Source organism: Vibrio sp. 378 (assembly GCF_033339435.1).
On sequence record NZ_JAWOUO010000237.1, the window covers coordinates 1 to 932 of the forward strand.

1 protein-coding gene is annotated in these 932 nt (G+C 47.6%); it reads left to right on the forward strand.

The genetic code is table 11. The features are described from left to right. A partial coding sequence (locus R7Q48_RS25425; RefSeq protein ID WP_318132925.1) for a UvrD-helicase domain-containing protein occupies positions 1–932 on the forward strand: 932 nt, incomplete at both ends.

Sequence of the window (932 nt, forward strand, 5' to 3'; positions counted from 1 at the left end):
ATCAAGACCAGATGGCGCTGTTGAAAGAGTTGACGGAAAAGCAACTCGACGGTGATAAAGACCTACTCAAACAACTATTGAGTACGATCTCCAACTGGAAAAACGACATGTTGACGCCAGAGCAAGCCAAAGCGATGGCGAAAGGCGAGCAACAACAGCTGTTCGCTTTTTGTTTTGAGATGTACCAGAAGCAGATGAAGGCGTACAACGCGCTCGATTTTGATGACCTGATCCTGCTGCCAGTATTGCTGCTGCGTAATAATGAAGACGTGCGTCAGCGTTGGCAAAATCGCATCCGCTATCTATTGGTTGATGAATACCAAGATACCAACACCAGTCAGTATGAACTGGTCAAATTGATTGTGGGTGAGCGCGGTCGCTTGACCGTCGTGGGTGATGATGACCAATCGATTTATTCGTGGCGTGGTGCCAAACCGCAAAACTTGGTGCTGCTCGGGCAAGATTACCCGAATCTGCGTCTGATCAAGCTGGAGCAGAACTATCGCTCGACCAGTCGAATTCTTCGTGCTGCAAACATTTTGATTGCCAATAACCCGCACGTGTATGAAAAATCACTGTTCTCAGAAATTCCTGACGGCGAAAAACTGAAAGTGTTGCTAGCCAAGAACGAAGAGCACGAAGCAGAAAGGGTCACGGGTGAGTTGATTGCGCACAAGTTCTTAAATCGCACGGAATATCGAGATTATGCGATTTTGTATCGTGGTAACCATCAATCGCGTTTGATTGAAAAATCACTGATGCAAAACCGCGTACCCTACAAACTGTCTGGCGGTACGTCGTTTTTCGCGCGTGCCGAAATCAAAGACATCATGGCGTATCTTCGAGTGTTGGTGAACCCTGACGATGACAACGCATTTCTGCGCATTGTGAACACGCCGCGACGCGAAATTGGCCCGGTAACGTTAGAAAAA